This is a genomic window from Reinekea sp. G2M2-21 (assembly GCF_015687175.1).
Classification (GTDB): domain Bacteria; phylum Pseudomonadota; class Gammaproteobacteria; order Pseudomonadales; family Natronospirillaceae; genus Reinekea.
Genome location: NZ_JADPQG010000002.1, coordinates 110,963 through 129,854 on the forward strand (window position 1 = coordinate 110,963; position 18,892 = coordinate 129,854).

The 18,892-nt window shown below is 51.4% G+C and carries 15 protein-coding genes; 6 read left to right on the forward strand and 9 right to left on the reverse strand.

What is annotated here, in order from left to right; translation table 11 throughout:
* Positions 1–54: 54 nt before the first annotated feature.
* From IYN85_RS09330 to IYN85_RS09345, 4 genes are all read right to left on the reverse strand, one after another.
* Positions 55–492 (reverse strand): helix-turn-helix domain-containing protein, encoded by a 438-nt coding sequence (locus IYN85_RS09330; RefSeq protein ID WP_196159179.1) that lies wholly within the window; start codon positions 490–492, stop codon positions 55–57.
* 154 nt (positions 493–646) lie between these two features.
* Positions 647–1,999: a Do family serine endopeptidase gene (locus IYN85_RS09335; RefSeq protein WP_196158631.1), complete on the reverse strand. Its 1,353-nt coding sequence runs from the start codon at positions 1,997–1,999 to the stop codon at positions 647–649.
* A gap of 62 nt (positions 2,000–2,061) precedes the next feature.
* Complete coding sequence (locus tag IYN85_RS09340; protein WP_196158632.1) at positions 2,062–2,661, reverse strand: Hsp20/alpha crystallin family protein; 600 nt, start codon at positions 2,659–2,661, stop codon at positions 2,062–2,064.
* A 72-nt stretch (positions 2,662–2,733) separates the two neighbouring features.
* Positions 2,734–3,213 (reverse strand): Hsp20 family protein, encoded by a 480-nt coding sequence (locus IYN85_RS09345; protein WP_370592181.1) that lies wholly within the window; start codon positions 3,211–3,213, stop codon positions 2,734–2,736.
* A 396-nt stretch (positions 3,214–3,609) separates the two neighbouring features.
* Between IYN85_RS09345 and IYN85_RS09350 the strand changes: the two genes are divergently transcribed.
* Entirely contained in the window at positions 3,610–5,124 is a 1,515-nt protein-coding gene (locus IYN85_RS09350) for an OmpA family protein (RefSeq protein ID WP_196158633.1), read from the forward strand.
* A gap of 194 nt (positions 5,125–5,318) precedes the next feature.
* Here IYN85_RS09350 and ptsP read toward each other — a convergent pair whose 3' ends face one another.
* Together ptsP and nagE are read right to left on the reverse strand one after the other, a co-directional pair.
* Positions 5,319–7,865: a phosphoenolpyruvate--protein phosphotransferase gene (gene ptsP, locus IYN85_RS09355; RefSeq protein WP_196158634.1), complete on the reverse strand. Its 2,547-nt coding sequence runs from the start codon at positions 7,863–7,865 to the stop codon at positions 5,319–5,321.
* Positions 7,866–8,016: 151 nt separating this feature from the next.
* On the reverse strand, positions 8,017–9,447 hold the full coding sequence (nagE, locus tag IYN85_RS09360; protein WP_196158635.1) for an N-acetylglucosamine-specific PTS transporter subunit IIBC: 1,431 nt from the start codon (positions 9,445–9,447) through the stop codon (positions 8,017–8,019).
* 241 nt (positions 9,448–9,688) lie between these two features.
* Here nagE and IYN85_RS09365 point away from each other — a divergent pair, with 241 nt between their 5' ends.
* On the forward strand, positions 9,689–10,900 hold the full coding sequence (locus IYN85_RS09365; protein WP_196158636.1) for an ROK family protein: 1,212 nt from the start codon (positions 9,689–9,691) through the stop codon (positions 10,898–10,900).
* Here the strand turns inward: IYN85_RS09365 and IYN85_RS09370 are convergent.
* A complete protein-coding gene (locus tag IYN85_RS09370) occupies positions 10,882–11,808 on the reverse strand; it encodes a LysR family transcriptional regulator (protein WP_196158637.1) in 927 nt (308 codons plus the stop codon). The two genes, IYN85_RS09365 and IYN85_RS09370, sit on opposite strands and share 19 nt — an antisense overlap.
* A gap of 109 nt (positions 11,809–11,917) precedes the next feature.
* Here IYN85_RS09370 and IYN85_RS09375 point away from each other — a divergent pair, with 109 nt between their 5' ends.
* From IYN85_RS09375 to IYN85_RS09390, 4 genes are all read left to right on the forward strand, one after another.
* A complete protein-coding gene (locus IYN85_RS09375; RefSeq protein ID WP_196158638.1) occupies positions 11,918–12,436 on the forward strand; it encodes a hypothetical protein in 519 nt (172 codons plus the stop codon).
* Between the two features lie 141 nt (positions 12,437–12,577).
* A complete protein-coding gene (locus IYN85_RS09380) occupies positions 12,578–13,324 on the forward strand; it encodes an MBL fold metallo-hydrolase (RefSeq protein WP_196158639.1) in 747 nt (248 codons plus the stop codon).
* 145 nt (positions 13,325–13,469) lie between these two features.
* Positions 13,470–13,748 (forward strand): hypothetical protein, encoded by a 279-nt coding sequence (locus tag IYN85_RS09385; protein ID WP_196158640.1) that lies wholly within the window; start codon positions 13,470–13,472, stop codon positions 13,746–13,748.
* 732 nt (positions 13,749–14,480) lie between these two features.
* Entirely contained in the window at positions 14,481–16,499 is a 2,019-nt protein-coding gene (locus tag IYN85_RS09390; RefSeq protein WP_196158641.1) for a S8 family serine peptidase, read from the forward strand.
* Positions 16,500–16,667: 168 nt separating this feature from the next.
* Here the strand turns inward: IYN85_RS09390 and IYN85_RS09395 are convergent, their stop codons facing one another.
* Positions 16,668–18,044 carry a hypothetical protein gene (locus IYN85_RS09395; RefSeq protein ID WP_196158642.1) on the reverse strand — a complete coding sequence of 459 codons (1,377 nt, stop codon included), beginning with the start codon at positions 18,042–18,044 and terminating at the stop codon, positions 16,668–16,670.
* A 63-nt stretch (positions 18,045–18,107) separates the two neighbouring features.
* Entirely contained in the window at positions 18,108–18,890 is a 783-nt protein-coding gene (locus IYN85_RS09400) for an outer membrane lipoprotein-sorting protein (protein WP_196158643.1), read from the reverse strand.
* Positions 18,891–18,892: the final 2 nt, after the last annotated feature.

Genomic DNA, 18,892 nt, shown 5'->3' on the forward strand with positions numbered 1-18,892 from the left:
AAAGAACGTGAGCGGCGTTTGCCCGCCCACAGTTGAAAGGTTATCCACGCTAGGCTATTGCGCGAGTCCCCAGGCTTTGTGACGATCTCCGTAATGAATGCAACTGGTCTGTACCCAAAGCAAGTACATAAGAATCAGCGCAATGCCTGTGTACTGAGCATCCCAAAACCCCGCGACCGTGAAAACAACCGCCAACGCCAGCAGACTATATTTCAGCGTAACCTGCATTTGTCGCGAGTCTACACCCCATGCCCAGGTTCTGAACCACCATGGCTGTGTTTTCCAATGTTCCGATTTTTTGTCTATCACCCGTATATCCTCCGTTAGCGTCGTGATATCGACTTCGAATACAGAGGCGAGTGATTTCAGCGTTTCCAGACTTGCGCCCTGGCCACTTTCTACACGTTGAATGGTGCGCACACTCAGTCCGCTGAACCGTGCAACCTGTTCTTGTGACCAATTTCGTTCCGCTCGTAACTTTTTCACTATCATCATGGGTCCTCGCATCTCTGTGCTGCCACATTGTCATTTTTTTTATGTTGGCGGTGACGAAAACGACCCGACAGTAGCCCGACAGCCACCGCGTAAACTCCGTCAGGCGGCCTTAAAGCACCGTTCGACAGGTGAAGATGTTCAACGCAGCTATTTATCGCAACACGGCGTAAAACGCTCGATTATTGCGGGCAATTTTAATCAGTAATTCACCCTTGGCCTGTGCCAACACCCGCTGTAGTTGCTCCAGGTCTTTCACACTCACCTGATTCACCGCCAGAACAATATCACCCGGGCGCAGTCCAGCATAGGCAGCACGGGAATTCGGTTGCATGGCATCTATTTGTAGCCGGTTGTCGCGATTCATGGCGAAGGTGACGCCCTTTAGTAATGGATGCAGTTGGTCGTCCAACCGCAACAATTGGTTCGGGTCTTCAACCAAAATTTTTACCGCACGTTCGTTGCCATTGCGGACCACGGTTAAGGTCATGCCCTTGCCAATTTCATACGTGGCAAACAGGCTCCGTAATTGATTGGCGGATATTACCGGCTGACCGTCGATCTTCAGAATAATGTCTCCGGCTTGCAACCCCACCTGTTCGGCATTGGAACCCTGAATAACATCGGCAATCAACACCCCAATTTGCCCGGGCGGCAATGCAAACGCTTCACGTAACATGGGAGTCAAGTCCTGCACGCTGATACCAATTTGGCCGCGTTTCACTTCACCGTAACGTAAAATCTGGTTCAACGAGGCTTTGGCCATGTTGATGGGGATCGCGAAACCAATGCCGACGTTACCACCGGACGGTGCCAAAATCGCGGTGTTAATACCCACAAGTTCACCGTTTAAATTGACCAATGCGCCACCGGAGTTACCGGGGTTGATCGACGCATCGGTCTGAATGAAGTTTTCAAACCCTTCGATACCCAAACCGCTGCGACCGAGCGCGCTGACAATACCGGTGGTTACCGTTTGCCCTAATCCAAATGGGTTCCCGATCGCCACCACAAAATCGCCCACCTGCACATCATTGGAGTCAGCTAACGGAACCGCCTGCAAGGGCCGGGCCTGAATCTGCAGTACGGCAATATCCAGGTCTGGATCGGCGCCGAGTACCGTGGCCTGAGCACTGCGCCCGTCAATCAAACTAACCTGCACTTCATCGGCGCCATTGATGACGTGAAAGTTCGTCAGCACGATGCCCTGTTGGGCGTCCACAATAACGCCAGAACCGGCACTGCGCTGCTGCTTTTGCGGCGAGCGTGATGAGGCATCGGGCAGGTCAAAAAAGTATCGGAAAAACGGATCGTTCAACAGCGGGTTATTGGCGTACTGGGTCGTTGAATAGGTGGCAATGTTAACCACGGCCGGGTTCACGTCGCGCAACATCGGCGCCAGTGATGGCAATGGTTTGCCCTGGCTGTCGGTCATGGGTAAGGCAGCTGTTACACCACCAGATAGCACCAGTAACAGAAAACCGGTTATGAATCGTCGGTGCAACATGGTTATTGTCCTTTCAATTTTATGTTGTAGAAAGGCTGGCCCGAACGGGCCAGCCTGAGTGGTTAATGCGCGTTAATCTCAATTCGTTTTGCGTCGGATGCCGGTAACGCAACCCGGGGGATCGTCAACCGCAATACACCGTCTTTCAGTTCGGCGCTGATGTCATCGGCTGCCGCATCGTCCGGCAAGTTGAGTGTGCGCTGGAATGAACCATAACGCCGTTCACTGCGATAGTAGTGCTGCTCTTGTTGCGTTTGCTGCTCTTCTTTTTCACCGCGAATGGTCAATGCACCATGGCTGACTTCAATGTGCAGATCCTGTTCCTGCAAACCCGGTACATCCAGCGTGACGTGGTACTGCTTATCGTCGCCACTCACATCCAACGGCGCGTTTAAGCCCGCCATGTTACTGCCTTCGGCATACGGTCCACTGCTGAAGCCGGTACGCAAACCGGGCATACCAAATGACCGGAACGCGTCGTCAAACAGAGCGTCCATTGCGCGGTGCAGTTGCGTGAACGGGTCGCGTCCACCATCAAACCAAGGCGCGACACTCTGCGCACGGGTCACAGGAATTTGCGCGCCCTGTTCGTTGCTTTGTTCATGCTTGAACCAGTTCCAGGGGTTCAGTTTTTTCGGTAAAGATTGCGTTGTCAGTTTCATCGTTTTTTTACCTCCCAACCGCGGCCGGTGAACCTGAATATCAGCGTTCACCGGCCGCACTTTTCCCGTTGATTAAGCCGCCGCAGAATCTTCGGCGGAATCGGCTTTACCGTGTTCCAACACCTTGGCGCCAGAGCCAATGGTGATTTTCTTCGGCTTCATCGCCTCGGGAATTTCTTTCACCAAACCAATGGTTAATAAACCGTTGTGCATTTCTGCGCCGGTGACTTCGACAAAATCGGCGAGATTGAACTTGCGTTCAAACGCGCGATTGGCGATACCGTGATGCAGATATTTTCGGTCTTCACCGTCGGTCTTTTTACCGCTGATGGTGAGCACACCTTTCTCAACCCGAATGTCCAGTTCGGACTCTTCAAAGCCGGCAACCGCAAGCGTTATGGCGTAACGGTTATCGTCGAGCGACTCAATGTTATAAGGTGGGTAGGTGTGCGCACTGGTATCAACGGCAAATGCGTTGTCCAGCATCGCTGCCAGGCGATCAAAGCCAATGGTGTTTCGGTATAAGGGAGTCAGATCAATTGTGTTCATCATACATTCTCCTGTTGAAGCAACATAAAATAAAACAACTGTGGCCGGGAAAATGTGCGCATTGCACCAGCACTCTATAAAGGGGTCAGACGTACCGCCTCGGCAGGAAAATATTTAGGGCTGTGTAGGAGGCTTTTCAAGCGTGTTTTTTGTAAAATTTTTTTATAAAAAACACATGCACAATGTCAATAACTGGCATAAGAGCCCGCACAGGCGACACAGGGTAGCCAAAAAGCGCGGCTGAAACGGCTCGCTTGGTACGCTCGCGCACAGACACCACCTGCAAACCTCGCCAGACTAGGGCTGTTTAGCTGAACTGTGTTTGCTTTCTAATGTCCTATTCCCACGTTGTTCTGATTGTTAGCCAGCAATATTAAATCTATTGAAAGGACAACCATTATGAATCTTCAACCCATCGCTGCCGGGTTAATTACGCTTTTCGCGATTACCGGCTGTGCGCAAAAAGCGACACTGAGTGATCAGGCCGCACTGCAAACCTACCCAACCGTTGCCAACCTTAAAACGGAATTACTGGCGGCGGATTTGACGAATGTTGAAATGTTATCGCCTAAACACTACGACATGGCTAATACACGCTATGAAAAATCGTTAACGTTGGCTAAGACGAATGACATTGCCAGCGATCAGATAGCCAGAGAAGGCATGAAGGATATTAAGCAGGCTAATGTAAACGCCAACACAGCCAGAGATGTGTTCGAAGACGTTCTGGAAGCCAGAGATAACGCAATCGAGGCAGGTGCGAAGCACTATTCCAGCGAAAAATTCACCTCGGCAGAAAAAGCGTTACTGACATTAACCACCTTGCTGGAAAACGGTGAAACCGATAAAGCCAAGGCCGGTCGGTCTCGGGTTGTAGCTCTGTACTCGGCGCTGGAACTGTCGGCCTTGAAAGGCGATTCGCTGGACAAAGCCAAGGCGGCAATTCTGTCGGCACAAAAAAATGATGTTGGCGACTACGCTCCCAAAACCATGCTCTTGGCTCAAGAAGAACTGGCTATTGCGTCCAACACGTTAGATGCCGATCGAAACAGCACCGAAAAAGCCGATCAACACGCGAAGGTCGCGTTATATCATGTGCAACGGGCAACTGAAATTACTGAAGTGATTAAACGTTTTGATACTTCTGATTTCACGTCGGAAGACATCGTTTTATGGTATCAGGGGGAACTTAGCGATGCGGTGAAACCCGTTTACCCAGACCTGCCCTTTGATCTTGAAAACAAAGTTGTGATTAAAAGCATCAACCAAAAAGTCGCTATGTTGGCAACCAATTACACAGCGATGGAAAAGAACAAAAATGCGGTCATCGCCAACTTAACCAAAGAGAATGACGCACTGTTGATGTCGACCAACGAGTCCACTGCCAGCATCGTCAAGGAGAAGAATCGGGAGATTGCCTCGTTAACCGCGAAGAATGCAGCCTTAGTCAGTGCATCTAGCGCCAGTGCCGTTAAAGACAAAGAAGTTGCTGCTAAATTTGTTAAAGTCCAATCGCTGTTTACCGACAATGAAGCAGATGTCTATCGAAAAGCGGACGACATTCTCATCAACGCCCACGGTTTTCAGTTTGTCTCCGGCCGAAGTGAAATCGAATCTGAAAACTTTGCGATGATGGATAAAATTATTTCCGCCATCCGCGAATTTCCGAATTCGACGATTGTTGTTTCGGGTCATACCGATAGCCAGGGCGATGGCAACAGCAACAAAAAACTGTCTCAGGATCGTGCCGATAAGGTCGCCAAATTCTTATTGGATGTGGGTGGCATTACCTCGAACCGGATTACAGCCGTGGGTTATGGCGAGGAAAAACCCGTGTCGTCAAACGGCACCAGTGCAGGTCGGTCTTCCAACCGACGGGTAGAAATTTTCATCAACAATAACGCGGCTTTGTAACGCGTCGCAACGCACATTAATCCGTCTACAGAACGTCCCGAGCCCAAGGTTCGTGGACGTTTTTTCTCGTATCAGCCTGACCAAAACGCCCGCGTCACGAATACAGGGATTAGGTGACACAAAAAAGGGGTCCAAAGGACCCCGAAAAAACACAACTCAACAACGATGAAGGTTTGCGTTACTCCAGAAAAAACTTAGCCTGCATGGTGCTGCAACAATGCCCGAACTTCGGCGGCCGTGCCTTTGCTCAATGCTGTTCGGGCAAGGAGCTTACAGTCTTCCATGTGCAGGTGACGCACTTTGTCTTTGATCAGTGCCAATGCCGGAATACCGGTCGATAACTCTGTCACACCGAGACCGATCAACACCGGTACGGCCATTGGGTCACTGGCGATGCTGCCACAGATACCCGTCCATTTACCATGTTTCTGACTGGCTTGCGCGGTCAGCTTAATCAGCGCTAATACCGCCGGGTGCAAAGCATCAACCTGAGCAGCCAGTTTAGGATGACCACGGTCCATGGCCAGGGTGTACTGGGTTAAATCATTGGTGCCGATGGAAAAGAAATCCACTTCGGTGGCGAACTGTTCAGCCATCAGCGCGGCAGAAGGTACTTCCACCATAATGCCGATCTCCAGATCCTCAACACCGGCTCGCTGCTGTTCTTCAAGTACCAGCGCTTTCGCCGCGCGGAATTCATCGAGGCTGGCGATCATCGGGAACATGATGCGCGGTTTGCCCGCTCCCGCCGCCTGCAGGATGGCGCGAATCTGTTTGCGCAGCATGTGAGGTCGGTTCAACCCGATGCGAATACCACGTTCACCCAAAAAGGGGTTTTCTTCAGCGGGCATGGGCAAGTACGCTAAGGGTTTATCACCACCGACATCCAGGGTACGGATAATACAACCGCGTTGTGCGCCAATACCGTTCAACAAACCGCGATACACGTCTGTCTGTTCTGCGAGCGACGGTTCTGACACCCGATCCATGTATAAAAATTCGGAACGCACCAGACCTATGCCATCGGCCCCGGCCTTGGCCGCGTTGATGGCATCGGTCACGCTGCCGACGTTCGCGGCCACTTCGATGCGGACGCCATCTTCTGTTATTGCCGCTTCGTGTGCCTGGGCCTGCGCAATGTGCAATTGTCGCGCTAAGGTGTCTTGTAGCGTTTTGAAATCCGCCACCTGAGCATCGCTCGGTGCAAGCTGCACGGTGCCTTTGAGCGCGTTCAGAATCACCCGGGTTCCGGCGGCCTGTTGTGTAATCTGCGACGGGACGTTCACCACATAGGGCAAACCCAGTGACCCGGCCAGAATCGCCGCGTGGGAGGTGGAGCCGCCCTCGATGGTAATCAGGCCAACAATGCTTTCGCGATCCAGACTGACGATTTCCGAAGGTGTAATGTCGTCCATCACCAAAATGGTTTGCGCGTCAGCCGATACATTCTGTTCATCTACGCCCAATAAAAGACTCATGACCCGGTAGCCAACATCGGCAATATCGGTGGCGCGGGCTTTCAGCAATGGGTCGTCAAGTTCGGCCAGTTTTTTGGCCTCGGTTGTGTATGCCAGATGCCAGGCAGCCATAGCGCTGAGGCCGTCTTTAATGCCTGTCTGTGCGACGCTGATCAACGCCGGGTCATCCAACAGCTCAATGTGTGCGCTGAATACATCGGCCTGCGTCGTCAATTGGTTCTTTTGTAACTGTTCAATCAGTTGTTGCAGCCCTTGGGTTGCCTGCGACAAGGCATACGTTAATTGCTGCTGTTCTTCGGCACTGTCGACTCCGTCGGTGGGATAACTGGGCAACTGTTTGCTGCGAACTTGTAGAAACCCCACGGCCATACCCTGCGCCGCTTTCACCCCTTGCAGTACATCGGCACTCAAGGTGCCCTGTTGCAGTAACGGCGCTTCTACCGGAAATTCTTCGTCAACTTCCTGGCCAGCCGACGCTGGGCTGACATCTTCACCCAGACCCTTTTCAACGGCTTCGACTATGGCGTTCATCGCCAGCTGTGCATCTTGGCCCGTTACCGTCACCTGCAAGGCCGTGTTTAATTTGGTTTGTAATCCCATGATGCCGGTCACACTGGTGGCCAGACATTCACGTTGATTTAATTCGTTACGCAAGGTGACCTGCACGGGAAATTTTTTAACCACGCCGACCAACTGCGCCGCTGGACGCGCGTGCAATCCCTGTGGGTTTTTAATCACTACGTTGGCGGTAACGGTGTCAGCACCGGTCCACTCAACGTCGTCTGCTGGCTCAGCATTGTCTGCCAGCGCGAATTCAAATAACCGATCCTGTTGCGCGATAATCTGCCGGGGATAGGTTTGTGTTTTTATCGCTTCACCGGTCGTGATTAACACCACGGTTTGCGCACTGAGGCCCTGAGCCTCAATCTGTTGCTTGTTGAACTGAATTAAAGGTTGGCCCTGAGTCACCGTTTGACCCAACGCGACTTTAGGCTCAAAGCCCTGACCTTTAAGTGTCACCGTATCAATACCGATGTGTATCAGCACTTCCACACCATCGGGCTGTTTTATGGCGATGGCGTGATGCGCATCATGCAGCTGACTGACGGTACCACTGCACGGTGCCAGCAACAGTTCACTACTGGGTTCGATCATGACACCGTCACCGACCATGCGCTGGGCAAAAACCGGATCGGCTGAGCGTTCTATCGATTGCAACGTACCGTCCAATGGCGCAGTCAGGGCTGTGTTTCGAGCGTTCATGGTTTACCTGCTTTGTTTGGGCCGGTTATACATGTTGTTCGGCCAATATTGCTGTGAAAAGACCTGCCGATGGATGGGCTGTAGCGCCTGGCGGCCAGAGCACACTACTCTGGCCACACAATTTCAAAGGGATCAACAGGTCCCGTTCAACTTAAACCGCTGGGCTGAGCGACTTCATTTCATCGGCAATGATCTCAGCCTCAGGGCCAATCACCACCTGAATGTTATTGCTGCCAATGCGTACAACGGCGGCAGCACCCAAGGCTTTGATACCCGCTTCATCGATCACGCTGGTGTCTTTTAAGGTTAAGCGCAGACGCGTGATGCAGGCATCGATCTTGGTCATGTTATCAAACCCGCCTAACAGGCTGGCGTAGTTCAGTGCCAGGTCAGATTTGGTCGACGCTGCCGTTTTCGCAGCGGCAGGCTGCACATCAACCGGCGCAGCATCGCCAGCTACGGCAACCGCGGGTGTCACATCTTCACGGCCTGGCGTTTTCAAGTTCATCACCCGAATCAGGGTGTAGAAAATGCCAAAGTAAACGGCAAAGTAAACCAGACCCAGGACAACCAAAGTCACCGGATTTGTGGCCAGGCCCCAGTTCAGAACCATGTCGAACAGACCCGCAGAGAAGCCAAAGCCAGCCAACGTACCCAGCGCATTCGCCAGCACCAGTGCCAAGCCGGTCAGAATAGCGTGTACCACGTAAAGCACCGGCGCCATGAACATGAACATGAACTCAAGTGGCTCAGTGATACCGGTTAAAAACGAGGTCAGTGCAACCGAGAACAATACACCACCGATCTGGTTGCGGTTTTCAGGTTTGGCGGTTAAGTACATCGCCAACGCCGCACCAGGCAAACCAAACATCATGACCGGGAAGAAACCACTCATGAACACCCCGGCAGATGGGTCACCGGCAAAGAATCGGTTCAGGTCACCGGTAAAAACTTCGCCAGCGACATTGGTGAAATCACCCAAGCCAAACCAGAAATACGAATTCAATACGTGATGCAGACCAAAAGGAATCAACGCGCGGTTCAGGGTTCCGTAGAGGAAGTGACCCACCGAGCCGGATTCAGCGATACCGTGGCCAAAAGCGTCGATACCGCTTTGAATGAATGGCCAGACATAACCGGCGACGAAAGCAACCACCAGAATAATCAGGCCGGTCATAATCGGCACCAGGCGCTTGCCGCTGAAGAAGCCAAGGTAACGTGGCAACTGCGTCGCGTGGAAGCGGTTGTAACTGTGCCCAGCCACGATACCGGCAATGATGCCACCAAAGAAGGACATGTTAATGTCTGGGTTGATGGTGCCGGCTGCCGCCGTCAGAATAAAGTAACCCACCGCACCTGCCAGGGCTGCAGCGCCGGCGTTGTCCTTCGACAGGCCAACGGCAATACCCATCGCAAATAACAGCGGCAGGTTGCCGAAAATCGCGCCACCGGCTTCGGCCATGAATGGAATGCCTAACAGATCGCCCTGACCCAGACGCAGTAACAATGCCGCAACTGGCAGTACTGCAATGGGCAGCATTAACGCTTTACCCAATTTTTGGAGATATCCGAGGATGTTCATAAGTTTGCCTCATTTTTCTGTTTTTGTTTGTTGTTGTATTAATTCACGCTATGAATTATTGGCTAACACTAGCGCTGAAATGATCGTATTTCAACCAGAAAATGCAATATTTATTAGATTTTTTAAGCTATATTTTTTACGCTATGAAATATATGAACATTGTGCGTTTCTAAGTGCTTGATTTATGGTAAAAATGACCAATGACTGAAAAGCCGACGTATTTCCGACAACAGAAGGTGCCATGGACAAAAATCCGGTCGCAAATCTCGACTCCGTAAAACAGTTCAATCTGGCGCGGCTGTTTAAAATCATTGTCGAGTATGGCCTCATATCCCGGACTCAGTTGGTTGACGTATCCAACATGGCCGCAGGCAGTGTCACCAAGTTGTCTCGTTTGCTGATCGACCAGGGCCTGGTGCATGAAGTGGCGCACATGGCATCGGAGCGCGGTCGCAAAGCCGTGCTGTTGGCCCCCAAATCTGACGATATCCAGATTCTCGCCGCACGGGCTGACCGGCAATATCTCTACGTAGGTCTGTGCGACCTGTCCGGAAACCTGCTGCATCGCATTTCGGTGCCGCTAAACGCGCGCAGCGAGGCAGACTTTGTTGCGCAGATCACCCAAACCCTGACTCAATTTTTAACCGACCACGTAGATCAGATTCGCCACATTATCGGGGTTGGTGTCACCATGCCGGGGCTGGTCGATGCGGAAAACGGCGTTGTTAATTTCATGCCACACGTGCCAGTTAACCAATTGCCGTTACGCCAGCTGTTGCAGGACGCTCTGGGTTTACCCTGTTATTTGAACAGTTTCAGTTCTGCCATGGCGCTGGCGGAGAAACAGATTGGGGCTTCGTTTCACGCGAAAAACAGCCTGTTTGTCGAAATTCACAACGGCGTCGGCAGCGGTTTGATCATCAACGATGAGTTGCACAGTGGTGCCGGTGTCGGCGAGATTGGCCACATTCAGGTCGATCCACTCGGTAAGCATTGCGTGTGTGGCAACTTTGGCTGCCTGGAAACGGTGGTGTCTGACGGCGCCATAACCCTGAACTATGCGTACCGCGCAGGTGAAACAGGCAACACAACGCTCACGATCAAAGATGTGGTGTCGCGCGCCATTGCGCTGGAGCCCACCGCCATTGCCGTGCTCAAAGATGCGGCGGCGCACCTGGGGTCGGCCATTGCCATGGTGGTGAACGTACTGCGCCCGGACAGCATCATTCTGGCGGGCGAGATCACTCAGGCTTGGGCCATCATTGAACCGGTTATCCAACAGCAACTTAAAACCAAGAGCTTGCAGATACAGGGTTTAAACAACGTTGCCGTAGTACGGTCAGACCTTTACGACAGCCCTTGGTACAGCGGTTACGCTCTGGTACGCCAGGCTTTGCTCAGCGGTGAACTGCTGCCCAACCTGTTGGTACCGGATCAGACTGAAACCAATTGATCCCAAATCACCTGCTGTTCCAGCTCTTGGGAGTAACGCAGAAACACATTGGCGATGGGCGATAAGGCCTTCTCGTTCGGCCAGACAAAAGACCACTGACTGGGAATCGGGAAACCGTCCACCGGCAATTTAACCACCCCTTCATCACCCCCGAAACTCAAGGCGTGAGCCGACAAAATAGTGAACCCAAGATTGGCCACCACGCAGTGCTTAATGGCTTCATTGCTTTCGATGGTCATGCGAACCTGCAGGTCGATACCTCGTTCGTGCAGGAAGCGTTCAATGGCATGTCGGGTGCCACTGCCGGGCTCCCGCGCCAGAAACGCGTGTTGACTGAGGTCGGCGAGCGACACCTTCGTCTGTTTTGCCAGCGGATGGGAAGGCGCTGCAATGGCGATTAGCGGGTTGGGCAGAAATGCAGTTGCGCTGATATGCGGCAGATCCGGCACATGACTGAACACATAAAAATCATCTTCAGCCATGGCCAACCGTTCGATCACCTGCTCCCGGTTACCGACCTTTAACTGAACGTCGATGCCCGGATAGCGTTGACAAAAAGGCCCTAGCAAATGAGGAATGAAGTACTTCGCAGAGGTGACTACTGCCAAGCGCAACGTCCCTTTGGTTAAACCGTGCAACTGATCCAGGTTTTCGCGCAGCGTTTCCATTTCTTGCAAAACAGCACGTGCCGACTGTACAAAAACTTCACCGGCCTCGGTAAAAACCAGTTTCTTACCGACTTGGTCGTAAAGCCGGATATCGTTCTGCTCACTCAATTTTTTCAACTGCATCGACAAAGTCGGCTGTGTCAGGTTTAGTGTTTCGGCGGCTTTACTGATCGACCCACACTGATAGACCGCCAACAGTATTTCGAACTGTCGCAACGTGCCCAACCGGTTTACGCTCATCACTCACTCCATTGTAAAAAGCTTATAGAAACTATAAGAAACATCTAGTTTTCTTGATACGTATCTTGCCACAAACTGGTTTACATCACAGACCTACGGAGGAATCGTGATGAAATCATTTCATGCCCTGCTACCGATGAATGCCCAATCTGCTCTGGATTCACGCTACGCCGACGCGCTGGCGCATCTCAATGAACGTCACGCAACTGTCCACCTGATCATGCATCACACACCCACGGCCCGCCTAAACGGCCAAAACAATAGTCTTCGGAATTACCAGGAACAAACCGAACGCATGGGGCAGTATCTGAAATACGAAACCATGGATCGGCAGGTGATGAAGATACAGGCCGAGTATCCCAACCTGATGTTTGCCTACCACGTCACCAGCTTCCCATTACAGCAATTCCTGACGCGGCTGCAGGACGACGCTGAAGTGCAGTTGATCATTATTGACGAACCGGTGCTGGATAACTTTGATGGTCCGGAAGGCCATCCCCTGGCGTTTGTGCAATCGTTACAGGACATACCGGTATGGCGCATTGAAGACTGCGACGATGATGCGGCCACCACAGACCACCCCTATCTGAGACAACGCAGTCAGTCGTCACTGTCGCTGTCTAACTGATGACAAAATGGCACTAAACCGCCCCGGCACGCGGGCGGTTTAGCATCGGCAACGTTAAACCAAGTCGATCCTTCGCGCGCCCCTGTTGGGTAGTGCCATTCCTTTGTACACTGCAGGGCTTTAATAACAACAAGCATCGCCATGCAACTGCACACGCTTAAAGGCTACATTCAAAATATTTATCTGGTGGAGTACCCACACGGACTGTTGCTGCTGGACGGCTGTTGCCGCTGCGACATTCCCACCATTACTCGGTTTATTCGCGAAACCTTGCAGCGACCATTAACGGACTTAAAGCTTGTGGTGGTAACACACATGCACCCGGACCACGCAGGCGCGGCACACGCCCTGCGCAAACTCAGCGGTTGCCAAGTGGCCACCGGCGTGGCGGACAAACCCTGGTACGCGGGTCCGAGCGGACGACTGATGCACCTGACGGATGTGTTGCTGAGCTGGTACGTTGCCCACCGTACCGGCAAACCCATTAAGAACATGTGGTATGCGCCGGTACTGCGACCAGACTGTGTACTGGCCGATCAGCAAACGCTGCCTGGCTTTCCCGAATGGCGCGTCTACGAAACCCATGGCCACACCGACCGGGATATTTCCCTGCTGCATGAGCCGACACACCGCATCTACGTGGCCGACCTGATTGTGAAAGTGCGCGATAAGTTCATCACGCCGTTTCCGCTGTTTCACCCTAACCGGTATCGCGAATCCGTTGCGCGGGTGACCGCACTGGCACCACATTATGTGCTGTTAGCACACGGGGGCGAGCTGCAAACCACGCCCGACCACCCTTGTTTTTCAGTACATACGCCCGCATTGCCCAGAACGCACTGGCGAGCGGTGAAGTATCGCTTCCGGCAAATGCTGCAGCGAAGTTAGCTATTCCCATAACACAACGTTCGCAACCACTCAGGTGCTACCCAAAGTGACCTCATTGCTACTTTGATGACAGTGCTGGGGTTTCAGGTGGCCATGCGTATTCTTACTTGTGCAATGCAGGTCATTGCTGCCAAGGAGAACGCACATGAACAATTCCATCGACGCCGCCCTGCTGTTTGCCGCTAAAAACGAAGGTTATCGAGCCATGCTGGGTATCATTACCGAGGGCAACATTGCCGAGGGCATCCTTAGCTGGGCGGCATTGAACACGCAAACCGGTGACTGTGTGGTGCCAGATATGGACGCGTATTTTTCCCAACACCCTACCGCACGCTGGCAGACATTGAACCCCAGGCAACTTCGCGAATATTTGGCACGGCACGACGAAACCGCTTTTTTGTATTCTCAGCACAAACGCGCCTGATCAGATTTCTGCTAAATATTTGCACAGAACTAAAACTAAGATCGGCTTAGATTTCGTCTTGACTTACAACACATCTGAGCCGTTTCGATCGCGTTTTAATGTCTCCTGAGTCGGACGCATCTCCAAAGGCATCCTTCACAATGAGAATCATTTAAAGACATGTTCACCAATAGCGACACTGTGAAATTATCGTGCGGAAGAAGGATAAAATTGAGACGGAAAAAGGCAGCTTTGATTCTTTCTGCTTACCTTACTCTAATCAAATTAAGCGTCGAGCATGAGCAAACCGCTATAAAAAATTCACAACAACGATCCGCTATGGATCTGAATGACACGCCAGCACAATTACTCCTGTGATCCTGTTCAAAACATTGCAAAAAAATGAAAAGTCAACCGCAAAACCCATAAATAAGAACCCAGTCACACAACGCCTTTTTAAGCGCGCTATTCCATTCGATATCGGGAACTTTCGAGCTTTTTTTCCTCGAATTCTGGATCATTAATTCACAAAAAAAAGATTCAAACTGGTCAAATAGAAAAACACGAAACCGACTTCACAAAACCAGTGTTCAACAGTTCTCTTTTTACAATTACGAAGTATGAGACCATCGTGTCCGCTCAGCGTCTTGCTGTCATGAGCCTGGAAAGCGTCGCACTACCCTGCGATAAAATGGAAATTGAGCGCTCATTTTCACAAAAAAATAGAGCTCAGAAAAAAATAATGGAACGATCATGACCCCTAATAAAAAAATTATCACCAGCGCCGTTTTTGCTTCACTGGTGCTATCCGGTTGTAATGTCAGTAGCTTTGATTCAGCTACCGATGCAGAAAAAAATGAAGGAGTACAAGCAGAACAACCTATTGTTAACGTCCCAAAAAACGCAGAAAACCGATATGTCGTTGTCTATAACAACGCGGCAAAAGACAGAAACTCAGTGCTGCGGGATAACGGCGAGTTTTCAACTCGAAGAGCTGAACGAACGCTGTCCACGTTCAATGTCAACGTCAATAACATTATCGAACATCTACCGAGCAACAACGCTACCGTCGTCACGTTGAATGACGAACAGTTGGCTGAGCTGCAAGCGATGACAAACATCGCGACCTCGCCAATTGCCATGGTCGAACCCGACGTTAAGCGCAAACTCATTGAACCGTTCCTCGATAACAGTCCGCTGCTTGCCGCAGAGTCATCACCTTATGGTATTGCCCTGGTCCAAGCTGACAAGGTGTCCGACCAATATGCGGGAAACCAAACACTTTGTATTATTGACAGTGGCTATGACATTGCCCATGACGACCTGCAAAAAGTCGGTGTAACCGGCGGCAATACCGCCTCTTCAGCCGGTCAATGGAACGTAGACAAAAACAGCCACGGTACACATGTTGCCGGTACGATTGCAGCCTTAGGAGGCAATGGTATTGGCGTTCGTGGTGTTCATCAATCCGGTAACTTGAACTTGCACATTGTGAAGGTCTTCACCGCCGATGGCTGGGCATGGGGTTCCGATCTGGTTAAGGCCATCGCGCAATGTCGAGACAATGGTGCCAAAGTTGTCAGCATGAGCTTAGGCGGCGGTGGTGCGTCTAACTACGAACGTAATGCGATGAATGATTTCTACGCGAACGGAATGTTGCTCATTGCAGCGGCCGGTAACGATGGCAACAGCAGCTTCTCCTATCCTGCTTCGTATGATGCGGTCATGTCTGTCGCCGCGGTAGACCGCAACCGAAACCGAGCCAGTTTCTCGCAATACAATGCACAGGTCGAAATATCCGGCCCGGGTGTCGCGGTAAAATCCACGGTTCCAAATAACGGTTATGCCTCTTACAACGGCACCTCCATGGCGACCCCACATGTTTCCGCGGTTGCGTCACTGGTTTGGAGCTACGCTCCGAACTGTTCAGCGGCAGAATTGCGTGATGCGATGATCAACTCCGCACAAGACTTGGGTAGCGCAGGACGAGATCAATCGTATGGTTACGGTTTAGTACAGGCATTGGCCATGAAAACGAATCTGGAATCCCGCAGCTGTGCTTCTGGCGATACCGGACCGACCGATCCGACCGATCCAACTGACCCAAGTATCGTGGATCTCAGCAATGGTGTCGCCGTCAGTCAGCTCAGTGGACAAGAGTCAGCAACATTGCCGACCATCGCTTATCGTCTCAATGTACCGACCAACGCAACGGATCTGGTCATTTCAATTTCCGGTGGTTCAGGCGACGCTGACTTATATGTTCGTCATGGCGTGGAACCTGAAATGAAAGCCTACACCTGCCGTCCTTACAATTGGGGCAACAATGAGACATGCACGATCTCGAAACCAGACTCTGGTGACTGGTACATCATGCTGCATGCCTACAGTAATTTTGCCGGCGTATCCCTGAAGGCTTCCTACCAAGAGCCCGTGAGCCAAACCGAACGAATTCTGTTTGAAGGTTTGCAAGCGAAAAAGGGCGATATGCTGCTCGATCAAGATGGCAAGGCCTTTGTGGTCACTGTTGACGATACCATGAAGAAAGTTACTTTCACCATTTCAGGTGGCAGTGGTGACGCGGACCTGTATTTACGTCAGGGTGCAGCACCAACTCGTCGTGTTGCAGACTGCAAACCCTTTGTCGATGGCAATGAAGAGGTTTGTACCCTGGAAGGCACTGACTTAGTACTTGGTGATTGGTACGTCGGCGTTCAAGCGTTCGAAGACTTTTCGGATGTGGATTTATTTATTGATTTAGAAAAAAAGTAAGTCAGTAAACGCTTGATTTGATTCAAAGCCCTCAACGTTAGAGGGCTTTTTTTATTTTATACGAAATGCACGGTAATGCTCAGTCGTCGATCTGAAGGACCCGGAGGGCGGCCTGACATGGCAAATTTCTGCACCCGCTGAGGTAGATAGCAATTATTCAGAGCTGGCCTAAAACCGATAACTCACTGACGCTATCAATCGGTCGCGATCATCCGCACCATTCAGGAAACTGAAATCGCCATCAACATAATCGATGTAACGCAGAGTCGTCGACAGTTGATCGTTCACATCGTATTCCACCGTAACACCCTGCAAACGCCCACCACTGGCATCAATATCAAAACCTATCACCTGACCAGTCAGGGTTAAGCTATCACGCAGAAAACTTTTGGAGTACATAACAGCCCATTGCACTGACTTTTCATCGGTTTGCAGAAAGTTCTTTGTGTCGTAATCCAAGATGGACGTCGTCTGCACCTCAGCTACCAAACGCCCCAGAACGCTATGATTGAAATCAAAGCCGACGGTACCCGCAGCGCGCTCAAAGCTGACTAGTTCGCCGGGCAGCATACCGTCCAACGCCTGAGCTTGCAGACCATCAACGAACGCCGCTTCGGCTTTCCACAGTACCGAACCCATGACGTAACTGCCCGCGACACCCACGGTCGTAGTACGAGGATAATGCAATGCCACGGGGGCAGGTCCCATACCAGTCATCCCTAACTCCACTACCGGTGCATGTTCCAGCTGAGAAATCACATTCAACTGCCAGTCAAGCGGACCGACAACGCCAGACAGCGACGTAAAACCACCGGCGTTTTCAAACGCCAATCCTTCCTGCGTCAATTCAAGGTTAACGGCATCCAGTAACATCTGTATACCGGTGTCAAAATCACTGCCTTGTGTCGGCAACTGGTTCAACTGGTGTCTATGCACCACACCGGCTTTTACCCGCACCGGACCCACCGCACCTGAGACCAGTGAGGTCCACGCCGGTAGCACGGCATCATCGATATCCTGCAAACCGGGTACCGATAAATTCTGGGCGTTTAATACGTTCGACACTGACAAAGCATCGGCCAAGCCCAGGGTGACGGTTTGCACCCCGGTGCTGACTTGCCAATTATTTATCCGATACTGTGCCACCAATTCTTTAAGCTCCGCTTGAACCTGACGGGCGTCGATGTCTGCTTCGGACCAATCGTCATCGCCACGCAACCAGAAAATGCCATCCACGCTCAACAGCGCTTCGCCACTCAGAGACAGCTGTTCATTGGGCTGAAAGCTGAATGACGGGCGGTAACTGAGCTGTCCACTGGTAACCCCGGAATACAAATCCTCCACGGCATTACTTTTATCACTGTTCACGTTAATCACCGTTTGCGCGCCAACCTCATGCGACAGACTGAACAAGCTGGGTTCTGCCGCGCTGGTTTCGACGTCGATATCGGCGAAGGCATCGTCACTGAACATGTCATCAAAATCGTCGGCTGCGCCTATCGCACTGACCACGGAACAAAACACAGAAAACACAAATTTGTTCATCGTTTTTACCTTTTTCTTCCGGTCTTTTACTCGAAAGCCTCGTTGCCAAAGCGATGCCATAGGTTATAGACCCTGCTCTAAGCGTGTCAGGGTGAAATCGTCAGGGTTTACATTAAAGTCCACATCGATGTTGTCCATTTTCATTAGTGTACGGTGCACAGTCTGACCATTTTTCTGCGACACCATCTGCGTTTCCGTCGCAATCCAATAGCCACCGATCTCAACAAAATTGGCGATGTTCATCAATTTCACTTCGCCCTTTTTCTGCAAATAGCTGATACCACGGGTGATGTGAAAGTTATCCTGCCGGACATAGGCAATGGATTTGGTGTAGCCGGTTTTTTCAACAACCTCGTCACTGACCGGCGTTGATTCAATCACCCAAACCTTCACGCCATTAATGTCATCCTCCTTGACCAACTCATAAGTCCATTCTTCCAGGTTGCGTTTTGACATATCCGCGTAGGTAAAGTCGCTGCCCATAAAGGAGCCGGTTTTATCACCGCTGGCAATACGCTTCGCTTTACCCAGCGACGGCAGAAGCATCCATTGATCGTCATCGGCGTCAGCCGCCTCATAATCGAACATTAAAAAACCAGTGCCTTTCACATCGCTGGGTTCCAGGAAAAACATCAAGGATTTATCAACGCCATCAATTTCGGCACTGACGCTTTGCATGGAACGCACTCGCTGTTTGCCTTTGTTGTCGACCAGCACCATAGTCATGTTCGATTTCATCGATTGCGGTTCAGCGACCTGATCAACTTGCTGCATAATTTCGTCAGCGGTCATAGCGAAGGCCGGGACAGACAAACCAGCGATCAGGGTGACTATCATTTTTTTCATAT

Excerpts from the sequence above, each read along its gene's own strand:
- IYN85_RS09330 (WP_196159179.1), bottom strand. The coding sequence starts at position 492 with ATGATAGTGAAAAAGTTACGAGCGGAACGAAATTGGTCACAAGAACAG.
- IYN85_RS09335 (WP_196158631.1), bottom strand. The coding sequence starts at position 1,999 with ATGTTGCACCGACGATTCATAACCGGTTTTCTGTTACTGGTGCTATCT.
- IYN85_RS09340 (WP_196158632.1), bottom strand. The coding sequence starts at position 2,661 with ATGAAACTGACAACGCAATCTTTACCGAAAAAACTGAACCCCTGGAAC.
- IYN85_RS09345 (WP_370592181.1), bottom strand. The coding sequence starts at position 3,213 with ATGATGAACACAATTGATCTGACTCCCTTATACCGAAACACCATTGGC.
- IYN85_RS09350 (WP_196158633.1), top strand. The coding sequence starts at position 3,610 with ATGAATCTTCAACCCATCGCTGCCGGGTTAATTACGCTTTTCGCGATT.
- ptsP (WP_196158634.1), bottom strand. The coding sequence starts at position 7,865 with ATGAACGCTCGAAACACAGCCCTGACTGCGCCATTGGACGGTACGTTG.
- nagE (WP_196158635.1), bottom strand. The coding sequence starts at position 9,447 with ATGAACATCCTCGGATATCTCCAAAAATTGGGTAAAGCGTTAATGCTG.
- IYN85_RS09365 (WP_196158636.1), top strand. The coding sequence starts at position 9,689 with ATGGACAAAAATCCGGTCGCAAATCTCGACTCCGTAAAACAGTTCAAT.
- IYN85_RS09370 (WP_196158637.1), bottom strand. The coding sequence starts at position 11,808 with ATGAGCGTAAACCGGTTGGGCACGTTGCGACAGTTCGAAATACTGTTG.
- IYN85_RS09375 (WP_196158638.1), top strand. The coding sequence starts at position 11,918 with ATGAAATCATTTCATGCCCTGCTACCGATGAATGCCCAATCTGCTCTG.
- IYN85_RS09380 (WP_196158639.1), top strand. The coding sequence starts at position 12,578 with ATGCAACTGCACACGCTTAAAGGCTACATTCAAAATATTTATCTGGTG.
- IYN85_RS09385 (WP_196158640.1), top strand. The coding sequence starts at position 13,470 with ATGAACAATTCCATCGACGCCGCCCTGCTGTTTGCCGCTAAAAACGAA.
- IYN85_RS09390 (WP_196158641.1), top strand. The coding sequence starts at position 14,481 with ATGACCCCTAATAAAAAAATTATCACCAGCGCCGTTTTTGCTTCACTG.
- IYN85_RS09395 (WP_196158642.1), bottom strand. The coding sequence starts at position 18,044 with ATGAACAAATTTGTGTTTTCTGTGTTTTGTTCCGTGGTCAGTGCGATA.
- IYN85_RS09400 (WP_196158643.1), bottom strand. The coding sequence starts at position 18,890 with ATGAAAAAAATGATAGTCACCCTGATCGCTGGTTTGTCTGTCCCGGCC.